Source organism: uncultured Leifsonia sp. (assembly GCF_945957465.1).
Taxonomy (GTDB): domain Bacteria; phylum Actinomycetota; class Actinomycetes; order Actinomycetales; family Microbacteriaceae; genus Leifsonia.
The window spans coordinates 29,234-46,026 of the sequence record NZ_CAMFLC010000003.1 but is presented as its reverse complement, the minus strand read 5'-3'; the positions used below and the strand labels follow the sequence as shown (position 1 = coordinate 46,026).

11 protein-coding genes are annotated in these 16,793 nt (G+C 71.2%); 10 read left to right on the top strand and 1 reads right to left on the bottom strand.

Annotated features, from left to right (window positions below; translation table 11 throughout):
* Nucleotides 1–5: 5 nt before the first annotated feature.
* Nucleotides 6–218: a KTSC domain-containing protein gene (locus tag Q0Q23_RS02420; RefSeq protein WP_295118769.1), complete on the bottom strand. Its 213-nt coding sequence runs from the start codon at nucleotides 216–218 to the stop codon at nucleotides 6–8.
* Between the two features lie 196 nt (nucleotides 219–414).
* Between Q0Q23_RS02420 and Q0Q23_RS02415 the strand changes: the two genes are divergently transcribed.
* The 10 genes from Q0Q23_RS02415 to Q0Q23_RS02370 all read left to right on the top strand — a co-directional run bounded on the left by Q0Q23_RS02415 (nucleotide 415) and on the right by Q0Q23_RS02370 (nucleotide 16,691).
* Nucleotides 415–1,518: a TerC family protein gene (locus tag Q0Q23_RS02415; protein ID WP_295119118.1), complete on the top strand. Its 1,104-nt coding sequence runs from the start codon at nucleotides 415–417 to the stop codon at nucleotides 1,516–1,518.
* Nucleotides 1,515–2,324, top strand: coding sequence for a PP2C family serine/threonine-protein phosphatase (locus tag Q0Q23_RS02410; protein ID WP_295118766.1), 810 nt, complete (start codon nucleotides 1,515–1,517; stop codon nucleotides 2,322–2,324). Before Q0Q23_RS02415 ends, Q0Q23_RS02410 begins: the two co-directional genes overlap by 4 nt.
* A gap of 7 nt (nucleotides 2,325–2,331) precedes the next feature.
* Nucleotides 2,332–3,609: an FHA domain-containing protein gene (locus tag Q0Q23_RS02405; protein ID WP_295118764.1), complete on the top strand. Its 1,278-nt coding sequence runs from the start codon at nucleotides 2,332–2,334 to the stop codon at nucleotides 3,607–3,609.
* 5 nt (nucleotides 3,610–3,614) lie between these two features.
* Nucleotides 3,615–5,282, top strand: coding sequence for a serine/threonine-protein kinase (locus Q0Q23_RS02400; RefSeq protein ID WP_295118761.1), 1,668 nt, complete (start codon nucleotides 3,615–3,617; stop codon nucleotides 5,280–5,282).
* Nucleotides 5,279–5,989: a hypothetical protein gene (locus Q0Q23_RS02395; protein WP_295118758.1), complete on the top strand. Its 711-nt coding sequence runs from the start codon at nucleotides 5,279–5,281 to the stop codon at nucleotides 5,987–5,989. The genes Q0Q23_RS02400 and Q0Q23_RS02395 overlap by 4 nt, the downstream gene beginning before the upstream one ends.
* 139 nt (nucleotides 5,990–6,128) lie before the next feature.
* Complete coding sequence (locus tag Q0Q23_RS02390; RefSeq protein WP_295118755.1) at nucleotides 6,129–11,405, top strand: Ig-like domain-containing protein; 5,277 nt, start codon at nucleotides 6,129–6,131, stop codon at nucleotides 11,403–11,405.
* 109 nt (nucleotides 11,406–11,514) lie between these two features.
* A complete protein-coding gene (locus Q0Q23_RS02385) occupies nucleotides 11,515–12,477 on the top strand; it encodes a MoxR family ATPase (RefSeq protein ID WP_295119116.1) in 963 nt (320 codons plus the stop codon).
* Complete coding sequence (locus Q0Q23_RS02380; protein ID WP_295118752.1) at nucleotides 12,474–13,817, top strand: DUF58 domain-containing protein; 1,344 nt, start codon at nucleotides 12,474–12,476, stop codon at nucleotides 13,815–13,817. The genes Q0Q23_RS02385 and Q0Q23_RS02380 overlap by 4 nt, the downstream gene beginning before the upstream one ends.
* Nucleotides 13,814–16,135: a transglutaminase-like domain-containing protein gene (locus Q0Q23_RS02375; RefSeq protein ID WP_295118749.1), complete on the top strand. Its 2,322-nt coding sequence runs from the start codon at nucleotides 13,814–13,816 to the stop codon at nucleotides 16,133–16,135. Before Q0Q23_RS02380 ends, Q0Q23_RS02375 begins: the two co-directional genes overlap by 4 nt.
* Nucleotides 16,136–16,166: 31 nt before the next feature.
* On the top strand, nucleotides 16,167–16,691 hold the full coding sequence (locus tag Q0Q23_RS02370) for an FHA domain-containing protein (RefSeq protein WP_295118746.1): 525 nt from the start codon (nucleotides 16,167–16,169) through the stop codon (nucleotides 16,689–16,691).
* The last annotated feature ends 102 nt before the right edge of the window (nucleotides 16,692–16,793 follow it).

Genomic DNA, 16,793 nt, shown 5'->3' with positions numbered 1-16,793 from the left:
GCACGTCAGGGAACCCATTCCTCGGGGAACCGGTCGCGGATCCGCTCGGCGAAGTAGCGCCCGGCGGACTCGGCGGCTGTCAGTTCGCGCCAGACGCTCGGCGGGACGAGCCGGTAGCGGTAGAGGCCCCCGCCGGCGAATTCGATCTCCAGCACCGCCGTCGCCGGGTCGTAGCCGGCCGACGCGATCGCGGTGCTGTCGAACTTCACCCGGCGCATGGGGCGGACGATACTCCTCGACCCGGTAGGATGGGGGTCTGCGAAGGGGAGTATCCCGAAGGGGCCGAACGGCTCCGCGCTGTGCACGTCATCACGGTCCGACCGGCAGAGCCGATCAGACCCGGGCACAGCGGCACCGAAGAGTGCGGGAGAGACTTTCGGGTCCGTCATGTACGCCCTCCGAAAGGTCCCTCGGTTGGAACTCGCCCTTCCCCTCTGGTTCGAGGTCGGCAGCTTCGTCGTCCTCCTGCTCGTCCTCGCGTTCGACCTGCTGATCGTCTTCAAGCGCCCGCACATCCCGGGGCCGAAGGAGTCGGCACTGTGGGTGTCGTTCTACGTCGCCCTGGCGCTGATCTTCGCGCTGCTCATGCTCCTGATCGGCGACGCCGAGCATGCGGGGCAGTTCCTCGCCGGCTGGCTGACCGAATACAGCCTGAGCATCGACAACCTCTTCGTGTTCGTCATCATCATGGGCCGCTTCGCGGTGCCCAGGAAGTACCAGCAGGAAGTGCTCATGGTGGGCATCATCCTCGCGCTGATCTTCCGCGGCGTGTTCATCCTGCTCGGCGCCGGCCTCATCGCCAGCTTCAGCTGGATCTTCTACCTCTTCGGCGCCTTCCTGCTCTGGACCGCGTTCAACCAGGCGTTCGGCAGCCACGACGACGAGGGCGCGAACGACAGCTGGTTCATCCGCTTCGCACGCAAACGGCTGAAGGTGTCCGACCAGTTCGAGGGCAACAAGCTGCGCACCACGGTGAACGGTCGCCGCATGTTCACACCGCTGATCATCGTCTTCCTCGCCCTCGGCACCACCGACCTGCTCTTCGCGCTCGACTCGATCCCGGCGATCTTCGGCATCACCCAGAGCCCGTTCATCGTGTTCACCGCCAACGTGTTCGCGCTGATGGGCCTGCGGCAGCTGTACTTCCTCCTGGGACACCTGCTCGACAAGCTCGTCTACCTCAAGTACGGGATCGCGTTCATCCTCGCCTTCATCGGCGTGAAGCTGGTGTTCCACGCGATGCACGAGAACGAGCTGCCGTTCATCAACGGCGGCCAGCACATCGAATGGGCGCCGGACATCAGCACCTGGACCTCCCTCGCCGTGATCCTCGGTGCGATGGTGGTCGCCACGGTCGCTAGTCTGGTCAGGCTGCGCATGAGCGGCAGCACCGTCGCCGACGCCATCCACGGGGATGACGATGCGGCCGAGGACGACCCGGCCGCCGGGTCGGCTCCGGCCGAGGCACCGACCACCACCGCATCGACCGAGACTCCCACGGAGGACCCCCGCACATGACTTCCGCCGTCGACGTGAGCGCCCGCAGCGACATCGGTGCGGTACGGCACGTCAACGAAGACAGCTATCTCGCGCAGGATCCGGTCTTCGTCGTGGCGGACGGCATGGGCGGGCATGCCCGTGGCGATGTCGCGAGCCGCACCGCGGTGGAGAGCCTCGCGCACACCCTCGCCGCCGGCACCACGCCGACGCCCGACGAGGTGATCGCCGCGGTCGACGAGGCCAACGCCGCCGTGCGGGCGCTCTCCGACGCGGAGGAGACAGGGGCCGCTGTCGCGGGAACGACCCTCGCCGGTGTGGTCCGCGTGCGCGTGCCCGAGCGCGCGGCGGAGGAGTGGATGGTGATCAACGTGGGCGACTCGCGCGTCTACGCGTGGGACGGGCGCACGCTGGAGCGTCTGACTGTCGACCATTCCGCTGTGCAGGAACTCCTGGACGCCGGGCTCATCACGGCCGAGCAGGCGGAGGTCCATCCGGAGCGCAACGTCATCACGCGCGCCCTCGGAGCGGAGGATTTCGTCGACACCGACAGCACGTTCGTGCCCGCCGACGCCGTCCCGGACTTCGTGGTCTGCTCCGACGGACTCACCAGGGAGCTGAGCGACGAGACGATCGCCGAGATCCTCGCCGGCGACCCGGACGACCCGGCCGCCGTGCTGGTGGAGGCCGCCGTCGCGGCGGGCGGCCACGACAACGTCACCGTGATCGTGATTGAATCGAAGCCAGGGGATGACGCTCCGGCCGCTGTCGACACCGTCGACAGACTCACCGGCCGAGAGCTCGACGACACGCAGCCGAGGGAGTAGCCAGCACGTGTTCGAGGTGCAGCAGACGACGGCAGGGGAATGGGCGGTCGTCGTCGCGGAGGGGCGCGCGCTCGTCGTGGCGCGCACCGACCGCGAGCGGCTGCTGCGCTACCTCACGGCCGTGCGGACCGGTTTCGCGGAGACTCTGGATGAGCTGATCGCCGACGGTCTGGGGCGTACCCCGCCCTTCGGCCTCCTCGACGTCAGCGACGGTACCGCGATGCTCGCCGTGCGCGGCGGGCTCCGTGCCTCGGTCACCGACCGTGCGGGCACGCGCGACCTCAGAGCCGCGGTGTCGTCGTGGCTGGAGACCCGGCTCGACGAGGCGACGTCCGTCACGCTCGGGTCGCCGTCCGGCGAGACCCTTCCCGTGGTCCACGGCGTCGTGCGCGGCGGCGCCCTGGTCTGGACGGCGTCGGACGACGTGCGCGCACAGCCCTCACCCGCACCGCAGGCGGCGAAGCAGTCGCGAGCGATCGAGCCGGTGGTGCTGGAGCCGACCCGGGTCTCGGAGCCGACGCAGGTCTCCGAGCCGATGCCGGTCTCCGAGCCGACGCTGGTCTCGGAGCCGACGCAGGTCTCCGAGCCGACGCCGGTTTCCGAGGCGACACGGGTCTCGGAGGCGACGATCGTGGAGGCGCCCGAGCGCGAGGGCGCCGGTCCCGAGGAATCGAACGCGGGGGCGCCCGGGTTCGAAACGGGCTACGACCATCTCTTCGGCGCGACGATGATGCGCGGCATCGAAGAGGCCGCGGTTCGGCCGGATGCGGCTCCGGCGGAGCCGGAGCGCATCGATCTGCCGGGGTTCATCACCGACTCCTTCCCGCAGGCGGTTGCAGTCGGCGACCACGACGGGCTGACCGTGCTGAGCGGTGACCTCCCACGGCGGGCGGCCGCCGGGCCGCCGGACGCCCTCGACCAGCCGCCGGCCTCCCCGGCGCCCCCGCGCTACCACGTCGTGCTCTCCGACGGGCGGCGCGAAGACCTGCTCGGACCGGTGATCGTCGGGCGCGCGCCGAACGCAGCGGCGGTCCGCACCCTCAGGGGCGCTCGCCCGCTGACACTGACCGGGGCCGAGGGCGACATCTCGCGCTCGCACGTCGCCATCTCCGTGGAGGGCGACACCGTCGTCGTGACCGACCTGCACTCGCGCAACGGCACACTCGTGGTGCTGCCGGGCAAGTCGCCGCAGAAGCTCCGCGCGGGCGAACCGACCACGGTCGTCGCCGGAACCGTCGTCGACCTGGGCAGCGGGGCGACCGTGACCGTCGAGGCGACCGAATGAGGAGGATGGCGTCGACACCGCCCGTGCTCGACGGCCTCCACTTCATCCGCCTTCTCGGCTCGGGCGGCTTCTCCGACGTCTTCCTCTACGAGCAGGAGCTTCCCAAGCGCAGCGTCGCCGTCAAGGTGTTGCTCACCGACAGCGTCGACGATGCGGCGCGCGCCCGGTTCGTGACCGAGGCGAACGTGATGGCGCGACTGTCGGCGCACCCGTTCATCGCGACGATCTTCGACGCGGGCGTATCGGCCGACGACCGGCCCTACCTCGTGATGGAGTACTGCTCCGGCCCGTCGCTCGCCGATCGGCTGAAGCGTGAGCGCATTCCGGTCGAGGACGCCCTGCGGACCGGGGTGCGGCTGTCGAGCGCCGTGGCCACGGCGCACGACGCCGGTATCCTGCACCGCGACATCAAGCCGGCCAACGTGCTGACCAACTCGTTCGGCTGGCCGGCGTTGACAGACTTCGGCATCGCCTCGGCCCTCGAGGAGCTCCCGGTGCACACGACGACGTTGTCGGAGTTGCGGCGGGGCGAGGCGCACACGACCACGAACGGGAGCCGTTCGGTGGGGCTGAGCGTGCCGTGGTCGCCTCCCGAGATGTTCACCGACGATCCCGATCCCGATGTGCGAAGCGACATCTTCTCCCTCGCCGCCACACTGCACACTCTCCTCGCGGGCCGGACGCCCTTCGAGGTTCCCGGCCGCTCGAACGGCACACTCGACCTCATCGGCCGCATCGAGCGCGGCATGATCTCGCCACTCGACCGGCCCGACCTGCCGACCTCGCTGACCACGGTGCTCCGCACCGGGATGGCAGCGAGACGCGAGAACCGGTACGGCTCGGCGGTCGAGTTCGCGCGCGCTCTGCAGCGGGTGGAGCTGGAGCTCGGACTGGCCCCGACCAGCATCGACGTCCCCAACCTCCACCTGCCGACCGAGCACCCGCCTGCGGAGGACGGCGCTGACGCCGCAGAGGCGACCCGGGCCCGCTCGGTGGCCACGATCGTCGCCCAGCCGGTCGCGGCGCCGTACGAACCGAAGGGGGACACGCCCGGCCCGGCGCCGGCTGTGCCTCCCGTGTCGACCGACGCGCCGTCGTCGGAGGCCGCGTCGACGGCGGAGCCCACGCGGGTCCGCGGCGTGACTCCGGTCGCGCCGGCCGCCACCCCGGTGGAGAGCACCCGCCTGCGTCCGGTCGCAGTCGAGCCGTCGACACCAGTGGTCGACACCGCGGAAGGCGGACACGCCGGTGACGCCGGGAGCCCGCCTCGCCGGCGACTCGTCGCGTGGATCGGAGGAGCGGCGGCCGCTGTCGTCGTGCTGGGAATCGGGGCGGCGATCCTGTCGAACGCGCTTGCAGCGTCGACCCCGCCGTCGACCCGCCAGGGAGGCGACGACGGCGCCATCGCGGTGACGACGGTCCCCGCGCCCACTCTCGTGTCGGCGAAGCGCGACGCCACCGGCACGGCGGCGACGATCGTCTGGAAGACGGCGGCGCCCCGAGACGGCGACCGGTACAGCTGGGTGCGCGACGGCACGACGGATCCGCCGACCGTCACCGGCCGGCCGACGGTCACCCTCACCGGCCTCACGCCGGGCGTGCCGGTCTGCGTCGACGTCACCACCATCCGAGCGGGTCGCACGTCCGAGCCGCTGAAGGCGTGTTCCTCATGACACTCACGGTCGAGTTCTGCGGCGAGGAGTACCCGGTCGGCGACGGCGCCGATTTCGACATCGGGCGCGAGGGCGACCTCGCGATCGACGACAATCCCTACCTGCATCGCCGGTTCCTCAGCATCACCAGCGACTTCGGGATGTGGTGGCTCAGCAATGTCGGGACCTTGCTGACGGCGACCGTCACCGACGCCTCGGGCACGATGCAGGCCTGGCTGGCGCCTGGGGCGAAGCTCCCGATCGTCTTCCAGACCCTGCACGTCATGTTCAGCGCGGGGGCGACCACGTACGACTTCACGATCACGAGCGACGCGGACTACTTCAACACCTCCATCGCGGTGGAGGGCCCCGGCGGGTCGACCACGGTGCTGCCGGTGACGCTCACCACGAGCCAGCGGCAGCTGATCGTCGCCCTCGCCGAGGGAGTGCTGCGGCAGTCGATTCCCGGTCGCGGCAGCATCCCGACCTCTTCGGAGGCCGCAGAGCGTCTGGGCTGGAGCATGACGACCTTCAATCGCAAGCTCGACAACGTCTGCGACAAGCTCGACCGCCTCGGCGTGGCCGGCCTGCGGGGAGGGCGCGGCAAGCTCGCCACCAACCGCAGAGCACGTCTGGTCGAGTACGCGGTCACCACCCGGCTCGTCGGGGTGGAAGACCTCCCGCTCCTTGACGAACCCGCTGGTCCGGCGGAATCTGGGAGCGACTGAGCGAGGCTCGCGCCGGTTCTGATGGGGAGTGCTCCCCATTCCTCTCCCGTTCGGGGGGCGTGCTAGCGTGATTCGCGTTTCAGTCTCAATGGATATCGCTTAATGGATATCGCAGCCTGCCCCGGGGGATAGCAGAGTCTTGGCTTCGTTCAGCACGTGGATCCGCGAACGGAAGTCCTTGGCGATCGCCACGGCCGTCGCCGTGGTCGCGGGCGTGCCGCTCACGATCGCTGTGCTGCACCGTGGCTTTCCGACCAACGCGGTCGAGCTGGACACGCGCGACGTCTGGGTGACGAACGGCGAGCGGCTGCTCGGCGGCCGGCTCAACCATCAGATCGATGAGCTCGACGCTTCGGTCACCGGCTCCTCCGCCGACCTGGACGTCCTCCAAGACGGCTCGTCCTACTTCCTCACGGATCTGCCCCACGGGACGGTGGACCGCATCGATCCGGCGTTCGTGTCGCTCGGCGGACGCATCCAGGTGCCGGAGGGGTCGCAGGTCGGTTACGGAGGCTCGACGTTCTCCGTGCTCTCGCCCACGGGATCGCTCTGGGTCCTCGACGCCTCGGGCCGACTCGACTTCGACAAGTCGAAGACCAAGGCGGTCGCCAGCGTGGGCGCTGGCGCGAAACTCGTCGTCTCGAAGTCGGGCAAGACCTTCGTGGCCGCGCCGAAAAGCAAGCGGCTGGTGAGCGTCGATCACCCCGGTGCCGGCGCGGTGTCGTCGTCGCTGGCGGTCCCCGGCTCGTTCCAGCTCTCCACGGTCGGCGACCATCCCGTGCTGCTCGACACCCAGGACGACCGGCTCATCACCGGATCCGGGACGGTCGTGGAGCTCCCCGCCAAAGGGCTCCGTCTGCAGCAGCCCGGCCCGGACGATCCGGATGCGCTCGTCGCGACGGCGAACAGCCTGCTCAAGGTTCCGCTCGGGGGCGGCGCCGTCGTGTCCGTTCCGGCGGGGGCGACCTCGTCGGGAGGCGCCACCGCGGTGTCCGCACCCGTCCGGCTCGCGGGCTGCTCGTACGGCGCCTGGGCGGGATCGGCCCGCTACCTCTACGCCTGCGACGGCAGGAAGCCGATCGGCCTGGACATCGACCAGCCCGTGACGGGCGACGACCTGGAGTTCCGCGTCAACAACGGCGTGATCGCCCTCAACAACCTCCGCGACGGCAACGCCTGGGTGGTCTCGTCGAACATGCGCCTGGTGCAGAACTGGGCGCAGCTCAAGCCTAACGACACGAGCGTCCAGGGCGACACGGGCGAGGAGAAGCCGGTGGTGCAGTCGTTCGCCGACACGCTCGCGCAGCGCACCTCGGTCAACCGGCCGCCCACGGCCGTCGACGACACATTCGGCGTCCGGCCCGGCCGCTCGACGGTCCTTCCGGTGCTGGCCAACGACACCGATCCCGACGGGGATGTGCTGACCATCACGCAGGTGTCGGCGATCCCCGCCGATCAAGGCGAGCTCACCCTCGTCGAGGGAGGCCGGGCCATCCAGCTGACCCCGAAGGCCGGGCTGAGCGGCACCGTCAGCTTCCGGTACTCGATCGACGACGGCCGCGGAGGCACGGCGTCCGCGACCGTCGACGCGACGCTGCATCAGGACGCGCAGAACGACGCACCCGTCTCGACCCGATCCAGCACCGCCCAGACCGAGGTCGGGCAGTCGGTGACCTACAACGTCCTGAACGACTGGCTGGACCCCGACGGCGACGACCTGTCCCTCGTCACCGCGACCGCGACGACCGAGGACGACGTGCGGTTCAAGCCCGACGGCGACGTGACCTTCACCAGCAAGACCGGTCAGGCCGGGTCGAAGGAGGTCCGGGTCACGGTCTCGGACGGACGCAAGTCCACCACCGGCAGTCTCATCGTCACGGTCAAGCCGGCCGGCACGCTCGACCCGGTGGCCGTCCCCGACTTCGGTTCCGGCTTCACCGGGCGGCCGATCGTCGTGCACCCGCTCGACAACGACCAGTCGCCGTCGGGAGAGCCGCTCGCGCTGGTCGGCGCCACGCTCCAGGGCTCCGGGGCGCAGGTCACGGCCGATGCCGCGCACGGCACGATCACACTGAAGACGAACGCGGCGGGGGAGTACTACGCGGCGTACACCCTGGGTGCCGGGCCGAAGAGCACGACGGGGATCGTGCGATTCGACGTGGCCGAGCAGGGGGCGTCCGATGCTCCGCCGGTCGCCGTCGCCGACCGCGCCTACGTGCGCCCGGGTGAGCCGACCTCCGTCGCCGTGCTCGACAACGATGTGTCGCCGTCCGGCCGGGTGCTGGTCGTGCGGCAGGTGTCGGCGGGTGCGGGTACGCAGGACCTCGCGGTCGAGGTGCTCGACAACGCCGTCGTCAAGATCACCGCCCCCACGGTGCTCACCCAGCAGGTACAGCTGCAATACGTGGTCTCCGACGGCGTGCACGAGTCGACGGCCGGCATCACGGTCGTGCCCGTCCCGCCCCTGGTGGTGCACCAGCCTCCGGTGGCCGTCGACGACACGGTGACGGTGCGGGCCGGGGACGTGGTGACCGCGTCCGTGCTCGACAACGACTCCTCGCCCGACAACGCCCCGTTCTCGCTCGACCCGCAGTTGCGCGACACCTCGGCGGCCGGCAAAGGCGCCACCGCCTTCGTGAGCGGCTCGACGGTGCGCTACCAGGCGCCCTCGGCTCCGGGCCAGTACAGCGTCGTCTACGGCATCACTGACAAGTACGGGCAGAAGGCCCAGGCGACGGTGACGTTCGTGGTGACGCCGCCCGACAAGGGCTCCGACCACGCGCCGCAGCCGCAACCGCTGACCGTGCGTGCGTTCGCGGGGTCGGCCGTTCCCGTGGAGGTGCCGCTCGACGGCATCGACCCGGACGGCGACTCGGTCGTGCTCGCCGGCCTCGGCAGCCAGCCGTCGCTGGGCCGGATCACGGACACGACGAGCACGGCCTTCACGTACGAGGCCTACCCGGACTCCGCGGGGACCGACTCGTTCACGTACACCGTGAAGGACACGTACGGGAAGTCCGCCACCGGCACCGTGACCATCGGTGTCATCCCCCGCCCGAGCCAGGTGCGACCGCCCATCGCCGTCGACGACCCCGTGCAGGTCAAGCCGGGGCGGACGATTGCGGTACCCGTGCTCGACAACGACTCGGATCCGAACGGCTACGCCATCGCCCTGCAGAAGAAGCTCCTGCAGGTCGATCAGGGCCTCACCGCCTCCGTGCACGGCAAGGTCGTGCTCGTGAAGGCCCCGCAGCGCCAGGGCTCCTACGTCGTGCGCTACCAGATCACCAACGGCCAGGGCGGAGTCGCCAGCGCCTTCATCCAGCTCACCGTCACCCCGGACGCGAAGGACGTCCCGCCGACGGCGGTGGACCACGTGCTGGAGGCGGACGCGGTCGCGGACAAGCAGACCGTCAAGGTCGATGCGCTCTCCGGCGCGACGAACCCGTCCGGGCTGGTGGGCGACCTGCAGGTGGCGGTGACCGGCGCGAACGCCGCGTCGGCCGATGTCGCGAGCGACGGCACGGTGTCGGTGCGGCCGGGTGAGCGCCGCATGGCGATCGCGTACTCGGTGACGGACCGGGTCACGGGACTCACCGGCGACGCCTTCATCATCGTGCCCCCCAAGGGCGACGCGACCGCACCGCCCAGGATCGCGGACGGCCTCCCGCAGCAGATCGTTCCCATGAACGGATCGAAGAGCTGGAAGCTGGCGGACATCCTGACGGTGCCCTCCGGCCGAAGCGTGAAACTGACCGGCGCCTCGGGCGTCAGCGCGACGAACAGCTCCGGCGCGTCATCGTACGGCGGCGAGGACACGCTCGACTTCACCGCGGCGAAGGGATATCGCGGCCCCGCGGCGATCACGTTCAAGGTGAACGACGGCAGGGAGGCCGGTGCGTCGACGGACAGGATCACCACGCTCGTGCTGCCGCTCACGATCGGCGACCCGGAGCAGTCGGACATCCCGCCGACCTTCACGTCGCCGACCGAGAAGATCGAACCGGGCGAGGCTCCGTTGTCCGTCGACCTGCGGGCGTCGAGCTTCCACCCGAACCCGGCGATCCTCGCCAAGCTGAGCTACGCGAACCCGCAGTGGTCGAACAAGAAGATCTCCGTGGGGCTCAGCGGGTCGACGCTGACGCTCTCCGCGCCGCTCGGGGTCCAGCCGGGGGAGTCCACGACCGTCTCGGTGACGATGAGCTCGGGCACGCACACGATCACCGGCACCGTGAACGTTCAGGTGGTGAGCTCGTCGCGCCCGATCGCCGCGCAGAAGAACCCCCCGCAGACGTCGGAGCTCCAGCGCGGCACGTCGGGCACGCTGAACGGTGCGGCGTCGGACTCGGCCTGGGTCAACCCGTTCCCGGGAACGCCGCTGACGATCACGGACGCCCAGGCGCAGAGCGCTCCCGCCGGTGTGACGGTCACCCATACGGCGTCCTCGATCACGGTGAGCGCGGCTTCCGGGGCCGCGATCGGCGCGGTCAACGTCGTCTATCACGTCGAGGACGCGACCAAGGACCCGAAACGCACCGCCGCCGCGATCGGTCAGTACCGCGTGACGATCCACGACGTCCCGGGCAAGCCGCCGGCCCCGTCGAACCCGACCGCCGGCGACGGCAAGGCGAGCGTGACCATCGCCGCCCCCGCCGACAACGGCAAGCCGATCGACTCCTACGAGATCAGCGGCGGCGAGAGCACCGTGACGACCGGCAGCATCGGCCGGGTGGACATCGGCGGACTCACCAACGGCAAGGCGTACCGGTTCGCCGTGCGAGCCCACAACGCCGACGGGTGGGGGCCGGTCTCGGCGCAGAGCGCAGCGGTCACCCCCTACGGCACGCCCACCGCCGTCGGCGGCCTGAAGATCTCGAACGACGGCTACGCCCCGGCCACGATCACCATGAGCTGGAACGCCCTGCGCGACCCCAGCGGCACCGGCGGCGGCGCGGTCGTCTACCACTACAAGTTGAGCGGCGACTCCTGGAAGACCACGACCGGCACCAGCGCGTCGGTCGGCGGCCGGGGGGCCGGCAGCTATTCGTTCGAGATCTACGCGGTGAACGACGGCAGCGGCAAGGCGGGCCCGCACTCCACCTCCGGCTCGACCCAGGTCGAGAACAAGCCCGCGCCGCAGCCGTCGATCGATCTCGCGCAGGGCAACAAGGAGCCGGGCTACCCGCACAGCTTCACGTACGATGTGACGCTCCACCACTTCCCGGCGAACCGCACGTTCCCCATGCAGGTGCACTGCAACGGCGGCACACTCTGGGCCCCGAGCATCTCCACCGACGGCAACGGCTACGCGCACTACCGCGGTGCCGCCGACGGGCAGCAGCCGTACTGCGGCTACAAGGGCGCCTACGTCGTGGTCAACGGAGTGCAGAGCAGCGTCCAGGACTGGTCGCCGTGATCCGCGACGGCCGGGCGGCCGGGGGAGCTCCGGGCGAGAACCCGACGTGTCAGAGCGAGAACCCGAACAGTCAGAGCGAGAACCCGAACAGAAGGACGAATCCGTGGCAGTGACCCAGGAACAGGCGGACTGGTTCGCCGGCGCGTTCGCGCAGCTCGTCGCGAACGTCGACAAAGCGATCCTCGGCAAGGAGGAGACGATCCGGCTCGTCGTGGCCGCGATGCTCTCGGGGGGCCACGTGCTGCTCGAGGATGTGCCGGGCACCGGCAAGACGGTGCTCGCCAAGGCGCTGGCGAACACGATCGAAGGCACCCAGTCGCGCGTGCAGTTCACCCCGGACCTCCTGCCGTCGGACGTGACCGGCGTGACCATCTACGACCAGTCGACGGGCCGTTTCGAGTTTCACCCGGGCCCGATCTTCGCCTCGGTGGTCCTCGCGGACGAAATCAACCGCGCGAGCCCCAAGACGCAGTCCGCGCTGCTGGAGGTCATGGAGGAGGGCGTGGTGACGGTGGACGGCGTCGGCCACCCGGTCGGCACGCCGTTCCTCGTGATCGCCACGCAGAACCCGGTCGAGCAGTCGGGAACCTACTCCCTCCCGGAGGCCCAGCTCGACCGCTTCCTGATCAAGACCTCCCTCGGCTACCCCGACCATGCCACGACGGTCGACCTGCTCCTGGACTCCTCGAACCGGTCGCGGGCGACCGCCGTGCGCCCGATCATCGCGGCCGACTCGGTGACGACGCTCGCTCAGCTGGCCTCCGAAGTGCACGCCGACGCCTCGGTCATGGGCTACCTCAGCGAGATCGTCACGGCGACCCGCGACGACCGGGACGCCGCCCTCGGGGTCAGCATCCGCGGCGCGCTCGCGCTGGCCCGTGCGGCGAAGACCTGGGCCATCTCGGCGGGCCGCACCTATGTGACGCCGGACGACATCCGCGACCTGGCACAGCCGGTGCTGGCGCACCGCATCATCGTCGATCCCGAGTCCGAGTTCGCCGGGGTCACCTCGGCGGACATCGTGGCCCGGTCGGTCGCCGCGGCGACGCCGCCCGCCTACCGGGCAGCATGACCGCTCAGGAGACGGGGACGCGAAGCGGGGCCGGCGTCCGGGGACGGCGGAGCGCCGCTCCGCGCAGAACGGCCCCGCGGCGCGGCGCGGTCCAGGCCCGCATCGCGGGATCCCAGCTCGCCGCGGCGGGAGGCCGGCTGCTCGGGCGTGCCGCACCGGCCGCACGGAGCGTGGCGGGCCGGGTCGCATCCGTCACCGACACGGTGAGCCCGCTCGGCTGGGTCGTGCTCGCGTCTGCGGCGGTGTCGTTCGTCCTCCTCTTCGCGCTCGGCTGGGCGGAGTTCGCGTACCTCGGCTCGACGCTGCTCGCCGCCGTGCTCCTGGCCGTCGGCTTCGTCGTCGGCCGCTCGACCTACGCCGTCGGCGTCGAGCTCACCCCGCGTCGAGTCGTCGCCGGCGACCGTGCGTACGGGAGGCTGAGCGTGCGCAACAGCGGGCAGCGCCCGGTCCTGCCCACCCGCATGGAGCTGCCGGTCGGGGAAGGGCTGGCCGCTTTCACGGTGCCGCGCCTGGCCCCCGGCGCCGAGATCGACGAACTGTTCGCCGTGCCGACCGCCCGGCGCGCCCTCATCCTGGCCGGACCGGCCCTGTCCGTCCGCGGCGACCAGCTCGGGCTGCTCCGGCGCACCACGCGCTGGACCGACCAGGTGGAACTCTTCGTGCACCCCAGGACGGTGCGCCTGGCAGCGACCGCGCGCGGGCTGGTGCGCGACCTGGAGGGTCAGACCACCAAGGTCATCACCGACTCCGACCTGGCGTTCCACGCGCTGCGCACGTATGAAGCGGGCGACGACATCCGCAATGTCCACTGGCGCACCTCCGCCCGCACCGGGCAGCTGATGGTGCGGCAGTACCAGGAGTCGCGTCGCTCGCAGCTGCTGCTGGCGCTGGACGCCGAGCGGTCGCGCTTCGCCTCCGACGACGAGTTCGAGCTCGCCGTGTCGGTGTTCGCGTCCCTCGGCTCCCACGTCATCCGGGAGGAGACGGGCATCGATGCGGTCTCGCAGGGTGCCGCCCTGCGCGTGTCGACTCCCACGGCCTTCCTCGACGACTCCTGCCGCATCCAGCCGGTCGTGTCGGCCGTCGGCGTGCGGGAGTTCCTGCGCCAGGCGACCCTTCGAAGCGCTGTACCGAGCCTCGCGGTCACGGTCGTCGGCTCGCAGGCGACGCCGGCCGAGCTGCGGTCGGCGGCTGCGCTGTGGTCCGCCGACACCGAGACCATCACCATCCGGGTGGACGAGACCGCCGAGCCGCGGGTGGCCCGACTGGGCCGTACCCTCCTGATCGCGCTCGGGCGGCTCGACGAGCTGCCCGCCCTCCTCAGGAGGGTGGGCCGGTGAGCGCCGTGGATCGTCTCGAGCGCGTCACCTGGATCGACGCCGCCGTCGTCATCGGGCTCAGTCTCATCGCCGTCGCCGGTTTCGAGCCGGCGTTCGGTCACTACGCCTTCGTGTCGGCCGCCGTCGGCGGCATCGTCATCGGGGGAGCCGTCGCGGTGATCGGGAGGCTGTTTTGGCTGTCGGTGATGCTCACCGCGTTGATCGCTCTGGCGGCGTACGTGCTCCTGGGCACGGCGCTCGCACTGCCGGGACTCGCTCTCTACGGCGTGCTGCCCTCACTCGACAGCCTCTCCGGGTTGGCGATCGGCCCGGTCTTCGGCTGGAGCGACGCGGTGACCCTTCGCGCTCCGCTGGAGGCCCCGCCGTACGTGGCGGTCGTGCCCTACTTCGCGGGCTGGCTCGTGAGCCTGGTCTCGGTCACCCTCGCCGTGCGCTGGCTGCCGCGGACGAGCCGGCGCCCGGGTGCGCCGTCGGCCGGCCGGCCGGTGGGGCGGGCGGCCGTGCTGTTGATCGGACCGCTGCTGCTCGTGCTCGCGGGCATCCTCCTCGGCACCCGCGATGCCTACTTCGCCGGCGCCCGCGGCGTGCTGTTCGCGGTCATCGCGCTCGTCTGGCTCGCCTGGCGTCGCACCGGGGACCAGGGGCGGCTGAACGCCGGCGCCGGCGTGCGGCGGACCCGGTTCCTCAGCGGCGTCGTGGTCGTCGTCGGAGCGCTCGTGGTGGGCGCTGTTGCGGGCTCGCTGCTCACCCCGGCCGCCGCGTCACGCCTGGTGGTCCGCGACGAGGTCACGCCGCCCTTCGACCCGCTCGACTACCCGAGCCCGCTCGCGGGGTTCCGCAAGTACACGAAGGATCTGCAGAAGACCAAGCTCTTCACGGTCGAGGAGTTGCAGAAGGGCCAGGTCATCCGGCTCGCCACGATGGACAGCTACGACGGCGTCGTCTGGCGGGTGACGGAACCCGGTTCGCAAGCGGGCGCCTCGGGGGCGTTCGAGCTGCTCGGCAGCTCCATCCCGCGGCCGTCCCTCTTCACCCCGGGCGCGACCAGCACCGCGACCATCGACATCCTGGGCTATTCCGACGTCTGGCTCCCGACGCTCGGCTATCTCGACCGGCTCGGCTTCGACGCCCACACGGGCCAGGACCCGACGCAGACGGTGCGCGTCAACACGGCCACCGGAACGAGCGCCGTCACCAGCGGAGTCCGCGACGGCCTGAAGTACACGGTGGAGGCGACAGCGCAGCGCATCCCGAACGACCAGCAGCTCGCCAAGGCGGCGCCCGCGCACGTCGTCCTGCCGCCCGTGGACAACGTGCCGGACGTCGTCTCCGCCAAGGCCGAGGAGTATGCCGGCTCGGCGAACACGGCCATCCAGAAGCTGCGGAACATCGAGCGCTCGCTCAAATCGCTCGGCTACCTCAGCCACGGCCGGGCGTCGGATCCCGTCCCGTCCCGGGCAGGGGAGGGCGCAGACCGGATGACCGACCTGCTCAGCAGGTCGCCGATGGTCGGCGACCAGGAGCAGTACGCGAGCGCCTTCGCCCTGATGGCCCGTCGCCTCGGCTACCCGGCCCGGGTGGTGATGGGCTTCGCCCCGAAGGCCGTCTCCTCGACGACGACGGTCACCGGCGACGACGTGACCGCGTGGGTGGAGGTGCCGTTCGAGGGCGTCGGCTGGGTGCCGTTCTTCCCGACGCCCACCAAGACCGATGCGCCCAAGAACCAGACGACGAAACCCAAGCTGGAGCCGCAGCCGCAGGTGCGGCAGCCGCCGCCCGCCGATCCCCGCGCCGACGAGCTGCTCACGCCGGTCAAGACGAAGGACAACGACAAGAAGCCGCCACGCGGCGCTTTCCAGCTGCCGGCCTGGGCCTGGGTCGCGCTCGGCATCGTGGGTGTTCCGCTCCTGCTCTATTTCGTGCCCCTGCTGATCATCGGAGCCCTCAAGCGACGCCGGCGGCGCGTGCGCGAGACGACGGGCCCGCCCGATCGCCGTGCCGCCGGCGCATGGGAGGAGCTGTCCGACCGGTACGTCGAGCTCGGACTGTCGGTGCCGCCCCGCTCGACCCGGCTGCAGACCGCCGCCGCGCTGGAGGAGCAGTCGGCGAGCCAGGGGCTGACCGTGCCGGCGGCGGGGCTCGCCACGATCGCGCGGCAGGTCGACGCCGCCGTCTTCGACGGCTCGGAGGTGTCGGAGGAGCGGGCGAGAGCGGCCTGGACCGCGGCGGACGAGGCCGTCGACGGCGCGACCACCGCGGCAGGGCGGCTCCGCGCGCGGCTCGCTGCCTTCCGGTATCGCGGGCGCGCCTCCCGCTAGCGCCTCGGGCCGCAGTCCGTAGAGTGGGCGTGTGGGGACATCGGACGGCGCCGGCGACGACAGGCCGGGCTTCATCGTGCCGCCGCCGGGGCTGATACCGGCGCGCCGGCCGGACGACGGCGGCGACGCGCGCGACGTCGGCCGCCCGATCGGCGGCGGGGCACCGTCGCCGCTGCCCTCGTTCCTGCCCCCCGCGGTTCCCGGCGCCGTGCCGCCGCAGCCCGCGCCGGTGTGGAGGCTCACCGCGCCGGGCGGTACGCGCATCCCCGTGACGGCGACCGTGCTGCTCGGCCGTAACCCGTCGGCCGCCGTCCACCCCGGGCCAGCAGAGCTCGTCGTGCTCGACGACCCGACGTCGACCGTCTCGAAGACCCACGCCGCCGTGCGCCCGGCTGGCGATGAGCTGGAGATCACCGACCTGCACTCCACCAACGGCGTGACCGTCGTGTCGGCGGGCGGCGCGGCGACCCGCGTGCCGCCCGGCACCACGGGCAGGATCGGCAGCGGCGGCCGGCTGCTGCTCGGCGACCTCGCGCTCCTGGTCGAACGGGCGTGAGCGGCGGTGCGCCTGCGGGCCGACGCGCACCCGGGTGATACCCTGAAACGGTGTTCGCGGGTCTTCTCCTCCTTAGCCGCCGCGGCGAGTCCTAGTTCTCAG